This window comes from Dehalococcoidia bacterium, from assembly GCA_030648205.1.
Taxonomy (GTDB): Bacteria; Chloroflexota; Dehalococcoidia; order JAUSIH01; family JAUSIH01; genus JAUSIH01.
The window spans coordinates 1-9,191 of the sequence record JAUSIH010000118.1 but is presented as its reverse complement, the minus strand read 5'-3'; the positions used below and the strand labels follow the sequence as shown (position 1 = coordinate 9,191).

General features: G+C 66.2%; 8 protein-coding genes. All 8 read left to right on the top strand.

Annotation, left to right across the window (positions count from 1 at the left end):
* Nucleotides 1-1,639: hypothetical protein (locus Q7T26_13205; protein MDO8533099.1), on the top strand; the 1,639-nt coding region annotated here is incomplete at its 5' end.
* A gap of 21 nt (nt 1,640-1,660) precedes the next feature.
* Nucleotides 1,661-2,125: a GtrA family protein gene (locus Q7T26_13200; GenBank protein ID MDO8533098.1), complete on the top strand. Its 465-nt coding sequence runs from the start codon at nt 1,661-1,663 to the stop codon at nt 2,123-2,125.
* Nucleotides 2,118-2,813 (top strand): glycosyltransferase family 2 protein, encoded by a 696-nt coding sequence (locus Q7T26_13195; GenBank protein MDO8533097.1) that lies wholly within the window; start codon nt 2,118-2,120, stop codon nt 2,811-2,813. The genes Q7T26_13200 and Q7T26_13195 overlap by 8 nt, the downstream gene beginning before the upstream one ends.
* A gap of 1 nt (nt 2,814) precedes the next feature.
* The gene (locus tag Q7T26_13190; protein ID MDO8533096.1) at nt 2,815-4,254 is read left to right on the top strand and encodes an FAD-dependent oxidoreductase; all 1,440 of its coding nucleotides are present in this window, start codon (nt 2,815-2,817) and stop codon (nt 4,252-4,254) included.
* 39 nt (nt 4,255-4,293) lie between these two features.
* The gene (locus Q7T26_13185; protein ID MDO8533095.1) at nt 4,294-6,591 is read left to right on the top strand and encodes a hypothetical protein; all 2,298 of its coding nucleotides are present in this window, start codon (nt 4,294-4,296) and stop codon (nt 6,589-6,591) included.
* 8 nt (nt 6,592-6,599) lie between these two features.
* The gene (gene tsaD, locus Q7T26_13180; GenBank protein ID MDO8533094.1) at nt 6,600-7,628 is read left to right on the top strand and encodes a tRNA (adenosine(37)-N6)-threonylcarbamoyltransferase complex transferase subunit TsaD; all 1,029 of its coding nucleotides are present in this window, start codon (nt 6,600-6,602) and stop codon (nt 7,626-7,628) included.
* A 13-nt stretch (nt 7,629-7,641) separates the two neighbouring features.
* A complete protein-coding gene (locus tag Q7T26_13175; GenBank protein ID MDO8533093.1) occupies nt 7,642-8,604 on the top strand; it encodes a dihydroorotate dehydrogenase in 963 nt (320 codons plus the stop codon).
* Nucleotides 8,605-8,767: 163 nt separating this feature from the next.
* Nucleotides 8,768-9,191, top strand: a 424-nt coding sequence (locus Q7T26_13170; protein ID MDO8533092.1) for a hypothetical protein, incomplete at its 3' end; no start/stop codon positions are given.

The following is a 9,191-nucleotide window of genomic DNA, read 5'->3' as shown; positions in this document are numbered from 1 at the left end:
CAGTATCTTCTTGATATTCTCGCCCCTCTTCCTGGTCCAGGCGAGCGTCTATCTCTCCTACATGTTGTCCTTCCTTCTTAACCTGCTCTTCCTCCTGTGTTTTCTCAAGTCGGTCCGCCGCAGCGGCTGGGTCTATCCACTGCTGGCCGGATTGTCTATCGGCGTAGCCGCATTCGCCAGGCCCTACACCGCGCTCCTGTTCGCCTTGCCAGTGGCGGGTTACGCGCTGCACCTCCTGACGCGCAAGCGGCTTTCATTGCTAACCGTCGCTCTTCTGCTGATGGGATCCCTACCGGGCGTCGCGCTGACCCTGGGTTACAACAACCTGATGACCGGCTCCGCCTTGCAGTTCCCCTTCAATACATCCTCCTCCCAGGACACGCTGGGGTTCGGGACCAAGCAAATGTGGTCAGACCAAGCCTTGTTCGATTACACTCCAGGCGCGGCGCTGGACTCGACACAAGCGGCCCTGATAGAAACAGTCAAATGGGTGTTTGGGGGGGCCTTGCTCGTCATCCTTGCAGGGCTGTCGTTCTTGCGGCGACGATGGAAAAGCAGAATGGCGCTCCTTGTCGGCATTATAGCTTCCGTCGCCATAGGAAATGCATTGCAGTGGGGCACGTTGAACATCACCTTCGGCGAGGCGCCTCTGTCCAAGTACATGGGCCCCTTTTACTATATGGACCTGCTGCTGCCCCTGTGTCTGCTCGGCGCGCGCGGCTTCTTCGACGCGGTCCGGCTGCTGCGCCGTCCCTGGCGACGTGTGCATTGGGCCGCGTTCAAGGCCAACCAGAGCGGGGCGCCCTCATTGACCACCGCGGTCGTGCTGGCCCTAACCATCCCTCTCGTAGCAGTCACCGCGTACCTGATGGGACGTGCGCTGGACGCCAACTTTCGCTATACTGTCAAACATGCGGCAATCTACAGTCCTGTCGTGAACGGACGGCTGGAGTCGGCGCTGGTGTTCCTGCCCACTCCCTACGGGCCGTTCATCCACCATCCCTTTGGCTATCTTCTGAACGACCCCTCGTTTAACGTTCCCGTGGTCTATGCGCGCAACCTGGGCAACGAGAACCTGGAGCTGATGAAGGCAATGCCCGAGCGCCGGACATATGTGTACCAATACCAGGGCAAATTCTCGGAGCGGGCCGAGGACGTCGCGCCGGTGTCGCTCCTGCGCATCCAGCCTGTGGAGGGCCGATTCCTCTCCGTGGACATGGAAGCCGTGAACACGACCAACAAGCCCTTTGTCTGGGCATATATCTGGAACGGCGAGAAGACGTTGACCTACCTTCTGGACGACCAGTCCGGCTCCGGCAAAGCGTACCGCTTCCGCTGGTACATCGCCGCCGACCGCCTGTACTTCGACGGCCCGAACAAGGGCCGCGCGGAGGCCACCATCCAGGGCCTGTCCGGCAAGACGACTCTGAACGTGGCGGTGGCCTTCTCCCGTACCCGCGAGCGCAAGCAGCAGGAGATATTCGAGTACCGCTACTGGTTCACCAGTAAGGACGGAGTGCTCACCCTGGGCGCCCCCGGCGAGCCCTGGCGCGACACGGCCTGGCCGGACGACGCATGGGTGTCCGGGGACATTTCGTCCACAGTAAGGGCGGGAGTCAGCGTAGTGCCGGGGTCATAGCATGGGAAAGGTAGAGACCTGGTGACTGAATCTCCGCTGGCGCGCCGGGCACAGGCCCTGGCCGTCCGCTTCCAGAAGTTCCTGCTGGTAGGCGCGGGAGGCTTGGCCATCAACGTCGGCGGGCTGGCGGCGCTCACGGAATGGGGCCACGTCCAGTACGTGCTGGCGGGGCTTATCGCCATTGAGATGTCGCTCTTCTTCACGTTCGCGCTCAACGAGAGGTGGACGTGGCGGGACCGGCGCTCCGGCTCCATCTGGGCGCGTGGCGGCAAATACCAGGCGGTCAACGGCGTCGGCATGGGCCTCAACCTGTTGGTACTATTCCTCCTCACTCAGTACGCGGGGCTTCACTACATGGTATCCAACCTTGCTGGCGCAGGCTTGTCGGCGCTGTGGAACTTCAGTGCGAACCATCTGCTGACCTGGGGCGTCCGAAGGCAGCCAGCCGCGCAGGAAGCAACAGGAGGCGGTGCAACGCATGACTGAGAAACAGCGAACGCTGTCGATCGTCATACCCGCCCTCAATGAGTCGAAGGCTATTCGTCTGGTCGTAGCCAGCGTGCCCGTGCGGGAGCTGGCCGGAATCGGGTTTGCGACGCAGATCGTCGTCGTGGACAACGGCTCGACGGACGGGACGGGCGACTTGGCGCGTCAGGCGGGCGCGGAAGTAGTGCTGGAACCGAACCGCGGGTATGGCCGCGCGTACAAGGCCGGCTATCGGCACGCGACGGGCGACATCATCGTCTCCGCCGACGCGGACATGACCTACCCCCTGGAGACGCTGCCGCAGCTTGTCCAGATGCTGGACAGGGACGGGCTGGACCTCCTGACTACCAACCGCTTCGCCATGATGGCCAAGGGGGCGATGCCCCTGCGGAACAAGATGGGCAACGCCCTGCTCACCTTCCTGACCACACTCCTGACGGGGCTGCGCCTCAAGGACTCTCAGTCCGGCATGTGGATTATCCGGAAGTCCCTGCTGGACAAGCTCGACTTGAAGTCGGACGGGATGCCCCTGTCGCAGGAGCTCAAAATCAAGGCGTGCAAGCGGACGCGGGCCTGGCGCGAGGTGCCCATCGTGTACCGGCAGCGCGTCGGCGAGCCCAAGCTGCGCCCCTGGCGCGACGGCCTGTCCAACCTGTGGCACCTATTCCGCTCCGGGTGGCAGGGCTAACGTGACGAGCCGCGTCCTCATCCTGGGCGCCGGCCCCACGGGGCTGGCGGCGGGCTACCGCCTGGCGCAGCGCGGCGTCTCCGTCCACGTCATCGAGCGCCTGCCGTGGGTGGGCGGCCTCTGCAAGACTTTCCAGCACGGCCCCTTCAGCCTGGACCTGGGGCCGCACCGCTTCACCCCGCACACCGACGAGGTCTATCAGACAGTCCGCGACCTCTGCGGCGACGAGCTGAAGGTCACACCCGAGCGCGTCCGCTTCTATCTGTTCGACCGCTTCCTGACCTATCCCTTCCGCCTCGGCGAAGTGCTGGGTGGCGTCGGGCCGCTGAAGGCGACCCGCCTCATCGCCTCGTGGCTGTCCGACCGCGCCCACTTCTCCGGACGCGCGGAGAGCGACATGAACTACGAGGAGTGGCTGCGCGCCCGCTTTGGCCAGGGCGTCACCGACCTGGTCTTCCGCCCCCTCGTGGAAAAGACCTGGGGCGTCCCGCTTCACGAGTTGCACTGGAGGCTGGCACGCCAGCGCATCGCCGTCGGCAGCCTCCGCGAGGTCATGGCCCAGATCATCACCGGCAAGCGGAGCAAGCTGTTCCAGTCGCAGTTCTACCCGTACGGGACCTTCCTGTACCCCCAGAAAGGCTATGGCACCATACCGGAGCGCATGGCGGAAGCCATCGTGAAGGCTGGCGGGCAGGTAACCACCTCGGCCCAGGTGGAGAAGCTCATAGTACGGGACGGACGCGTCCGGAGCATAGTGTACCGCCACAACGACGTGGAAGAGACGGCGGAAGCGGACTACGTGATCTCCACGCTGCCGGTCAGCCTCTTCGCCGACATGCTGTCGCCGGAGTCGCCGGACGCGGACCTGGATGCGGCCCGGCAGGCGGCCCCCGCGTTGCGCTTCCGCAAGCTCATCCTGGTCTATCTGGTGGTCAACAAGCCCCAGGTCTATCCTTACGGCGTCGCCTTCTTTCCCGGCAGGGAGTTCCGCTTCGGGCGGACATGGGAGCAGAAGAACTTCAGCCCAAGTATGGTGCCAGGAAACCAGACCGTCTTCGGCGCGGAGATCACCTGCTGGGAGACGGATCCGCTCTGGAAGGCTGAGGACAAGGACATCTTTGATCTGATCATTCCCCAACTGGAGCGGTGTAACCTCATCCGCCGTTCAGAGGTCGCCGAGTGCTTCACCGTGCGCCTGGGCTACGTCTATCCCGTATGGGACACACATTTCGAGCGGAACCTGTCCATCGTGGAGAAGTACGTCTCCAAGGTGGAAAACCTCATCATCAACGGAAGGCCGGGACTGTTCTTCTACAACAACCTGCACCACTCGCTGGAGATGGGATTCCTTTCAGCCGACCATGTGCTTTCCGGCAAACCAAAGGCGGAGCAGTGGGAGCGCGACGAGCTCCGTTTCCGCGAGTACCGACTGGTGGAATAGACGGCTTTCGCCCCCGCACTACGTCGCTTAGAGGCCGCCGTGCAGCCACAAATCGAACAGGCCAACGCCGCGACGCCCCCACGGCGGACGCTGCTGCGCTCGTTTCTCACGCGCGGCGGGCCTGCATGGCTGCCCTACGCCTTCTACGCCGCCCTGGCGCTGGCGCTCACGGCCCCGTTCATGGGCCCCGGCTACATCCTCACCCTGGACAGTCCCCTGGGCCCCGGCGAAAGCCTGAACGACGGCGCGTACGTCATCAACGAGTGGTGGCTCTCGCCCTCCGTCCATCTGGCTTACCTGGCGCAGCTCGCCCGCGCGGTCGTCCCCCTGTGGCTGATGCAGAAGGTGGGATTCTTCCTCGTCTTCTTCCTCGGCGGGCTGGGGGCACACCGGCTGGCGCGGAAGGCAGGGATGGGAGCGTACTTCGCCGGACTGCTCTACGTGCTGAATCCGTTCGTCTATGTGCGCTTCCTGGCTGGCCAGTGGTGGCTGCTCGCCTCCTACGCCGTGATGCCCTTCGCCGCGCAGGCATTCCTGGACCTGCTGGCGCTGGCCCCTCGCGAGACCCCCGAACCGATTGCCCGGACGTTGCGCGCGGCACAGCGCCCCCCACGAGTGCTCGGACTGGCGGCGCCGACGCTGAGCGCGGGGCTGCGCGTCGCCGCGCTGACCACCCTCACCGGCCTAGTGTACGTTCACGGTTTCGTCCTGCTGCTTCTGGCGTACTTCGTGTTCCTGGCGGTGTACTTGGCCCGCGCCGCCGACAGAGGCACCTTTCTGAGATGGACGCTCCGCTATCTGGGGCCGATGGCGCTGCTGACCCTGAGCCTGAACATCTTCTGGCTCGTCCCCGCGCTGACGAACTCCGAGAGCATCCTGAGCGGCACCAGCCAGCTTGACCTGTCCTTCTTCGCGCCGCGCTCCACGTCCAACCTGGGCGTGGCGTTCGAGACCGCCTCCATGTACGGCTTCTGGCGCGAGGGCTACGTCTATCCCAAGGATGGCCTGCCCGTCCTCTGGGCGCTGCTCTTCGCCTTCATCCTCTTCCTGGCCGTGCTCGGCGCGCTGGCCCATTGGGGGGAGACGGACGCGCCGACCGGCCCGCGCGGAGAGCGCGTGCCTCGTGAATCGGGCCTGGCGCCCCAGGTCGTCGGGTTCAGCATCGTCGGCGGGCTGGGCCTCCTGCTGGCTATCGGCGTGTCCAGTCCGGCGACGGCCCCGCTCTTCGAGCGGCTCGGCGACGCGATACCCGCCGCGCGAGGCTTCCGCGACTCGCACAAGTTCGTGGCGCTCCTGTGCCTCTCGTACGCCTTCCTGGGCGCCCTGGGAGTGGCGGAGCTGCGACGGGCGCTGGACGAACGGCTCCAGTCGGCGGGAAGAATAGCGGTCCGCCTTGTGTTGGTGGCCGCGCTGCTGACGCCCGTGGTCTATTCCTACGGCATGTTCGGCTTCCTGGGCCAAATAGGGACCGCCGACGTGCCACGCTCCTGGCGCGAGGTGGACGAAGAGCTTCGCAACGACCCGGACGACGTGTGGATGCTCGTTCTCCCGTGGCACCTCTACATGGACTATAGCTGGCTCCCCAACCGCGACAAGCGGCTGGCCAGCCCTGCCCACCTGTTCTTCTCCAAACCGGTGTACGCGGGCGACAACATCGAGGCGGGCGGCATCCACTCCCAGAGCACCAGCCCGTCCAGCCGGTTCATCGAGGCGCTCATCCGGGACGGGGCCAACCAGCAGGACATAGGCAACCTGCTCGCGCCGCTCAACGTGCGGTACGTGCTGCTCCTGCGCGAGGTGAACTACGCCGACTACGAGTTCCTGCGCCGCCAGCCGGACTTGAAGGTGGCGCTGGAGCGGGATGACCTGACCCTCTTCCGCAATACGGCGGGCGTGGGACGCGCCTTTGCCGTCCAGCAGGCGCCGCCGCCCACGCCGCAGGCCGGACAGCCACCCCAGGCGCCGACACCCCTGGCGGCGGCGCTGTCCGCGACAGGCAGGACAACGCTGGAGCCGCTGGCCGTGCAGCCGGATGGGCCTTGGCGCTGGCGCGTGAAAGGCACATCGCGCCCGTACATCACCTTTCCCGTGCCGCCCAAGGCCGGCTTCACCTCCTGGACGTTCAACGGCGAGCCGCCCCTGTCTCAGGCCGGATACCTGCCGATATGGCGCTTCCGCCCCGATGGCGGCGTGGTCGTGTACGAGCGGTTCTATCGAGTGCTCCTGCCTTCCTACATCGCGTCCGGCATGGCGCTGGCGCTGGCCATCACGCTGGGCGTGGCCGCGGCCCGCGCGGAGGCGGCCCCTCGCCGCCGCAAGGCGTATACGGTAAGATAGAGAGCGCCATGCTTATTCTCGGCATCGAGTCCTCCTGTGATGAGACCGCCGCCTCGGTGGTGGAGGACGGCAGCTGCATCGTGTCCAGCATCGTGGCGACGCAGATTGACATACACGCCCGCTACGGCGGCGTGGTGCCCGAGGTGGCCTCGCGCCAGCACATCCTGACGGTCCTCCCCGTCGTCCGGGAGGCGCTGCAGAAGGCGGGCGTTGACCTGCGCGGCATTGACGGCGTCGCGACGACGCACGGCCCCGGCCTGGCAGGCTCCCTGCTGGTGGGCCTGAACGTTGCCAAGGCCATCGCATTCGGCGCGGGCAAGCCGCTCATCGGAATCAACCACCTAGAGGGCCATATCTACGCCAACTGGCTGGACAAAGCGCCCGGCCAGGAGCCTCAGTTTCCCCTGCTATGCCTGATCGCCTCCGGCGGACACACGGACCTGGTGCTCATGGAAGGGCATGGCCGCTACCAGCTCCTGGGCCGCACGCGGGACGACGCGGCGGGCGAGGCATTCGACAAAGTGGCCCGCGTGCTGGGCCTAGGTTTTCCCGGCGGCCCCGCCGTCGAGCGCATCGCCCGGGGAGCGCGCCGCAACGCCGTCCTGCCACGGGCCTGGCTGCGCGACACTGACGACTTCAGCTTCAGCGGCCTCAAGACGGCCACGCTGCGCATGGCGGAGGAACAGGGGCTGCTGCCCTCGGACGGAGGGCAGCCATCGTCCGCGCCGGAGGTAAGCGACCTGGCCGCGGGATTCCAGGAGGCGGTCGCGGACGTGCTGACCGCCAAGACATCGGACGCCGCGCGCCGCCTGGGCGTCCGGCAGGTGCTGCTGGCAGGAGGGGTAGCCGCCAACGGCCTGCTCCGTCAGCGCCTGGCAGAGCGGTCTCCCGCGCCCTTCGGCTATCCGCTCACGAAACACTGCACGGACAACGCCGCCATGATCGCCTCCTGCGGCTACTTCAAGCTGCGCGCCAGTGTCACGGCCACCTGGGACCTGGACGCAGTGCCCAATCTGCCCATGAGCTCCTGGGCCTGATGGTCACGTCGTCATGAATGCGCCTCAAGACGCCTCCGCAGAGGCCGACAAGCTCAACCTTGCCGTGGAGCTGGCCCCCAACAACCAACGAGGGCTGCGCCTGGCCAATCCGGTCATGACCGCCTCCGGCACCTTCGGCTACGGGACGGAGTTCGCCGACTTCCTGGACGTAAACCGGCTGGGCGGCATCATCTGCAAGGGCACCACCGTGGAGCAGCGGCAGGGCAACCCGCAGATACGCGTGGCGGAGACGCCCTCGGGCATGCTCAACTCCATCGGCTTGCAGAACGTGGGCGTCCACGCCCTTATCCGCGAGAAGGCGCCCCTCTGGGCCGCGTGGAAGACTCGCGTCATCGTGAACATCTCCGGCCACCGGGTGGAGGAGTACCCCGAAATGGCGCGGCTCCTGGACAGCGTGCCCGGCGTCAGCGGCCTGGAGTTGAACATCAGTTGCCCGAACGTCTCCGAAGGCGGCATCGAGTTCGGGCGCAGTCCCCGGCTGGCCGCCGCGGTCACGCGCGCCGTCCGCGCCGCGACAACCCTGCCCCTCATGGTCAAGCTCACGCCCAACGTCACCGACATCGTCGAGGTGGCGAAGGCGGTGGAGGACGCGGGAGCGGACTGCCTCTCGCTGGTGAACACCTTCGTGGGCATGGCGATAGACATTCGCAAGCGCCGTCCTGTGCTGGGCACGGTCTTCGGCGGCCTCTCCGGCCCGGCGATCAAGCCCATCGCCCTGGCGATGGTGTACCAGGTCAGCAAGGTCGCGCGCGTGCCGGTTGTGGGCATCGGCGGCATCACGAAGGCGGAGGACGCCCTGGAGTTCATCATGGCGGGCGCCCGCGCCATCCAGATCGGCACAGCCAACTACGTCAACCCCCGCGTCAGCGTCGAGGTGCTGGAGGGCATCGAGCGCTGGATGCGCGAGCACGGCGTCCGCGACGTGAACGACATCGTCGGCGCGGCGCGGGTGTAAGGCATGCCGCCACTGCCGCGTCGAACCGCATGCAAAGCCGATGCAAATGCCCTTGACACGCTCCCAAGACCCGTTTAGACTTTCGGTTACACTTGTCGCCTCCCTTCAGATTCATATCTGTTGTGACATAAGCCGGGGTTGACTGTTACCTGAGGAGGTCACCATGTCCCTGTCCAAACGGCTCCATCTGTTCACCGTGAGCAAGGGCTTCGCGGTCATGGTCGTCGCAGGCATGCTGGCGGCATCCTGCGCGCCCGCCGCGGCGCCCGCGCCCAGCACGCCGCAGCCTTCGGCGCCAGCGCCCGCCGCCGCGCCCACGCGCGCTCCGTCCGCTCCCGCTCCCACTGCCGCGCCCGCAGCCACACCCACTCCCGCGCCACGCGCGCCCGCCGCCACTCCCGCCTCCACCTCCGGCCAGCCCAAGCGGGGTGGCACGCTGCACCTCATATCGTCCACGGACGCCCCCCACTGGGATCCCCAGCGGGAGACGGGCATCAACGCGATGTGGATCTATCTGAGCGAGTTCCTCGTGGACTTCAACGACGATGGCACCGCAAAGCCACAGCTTGCGGAGTCGTGGGAATTTC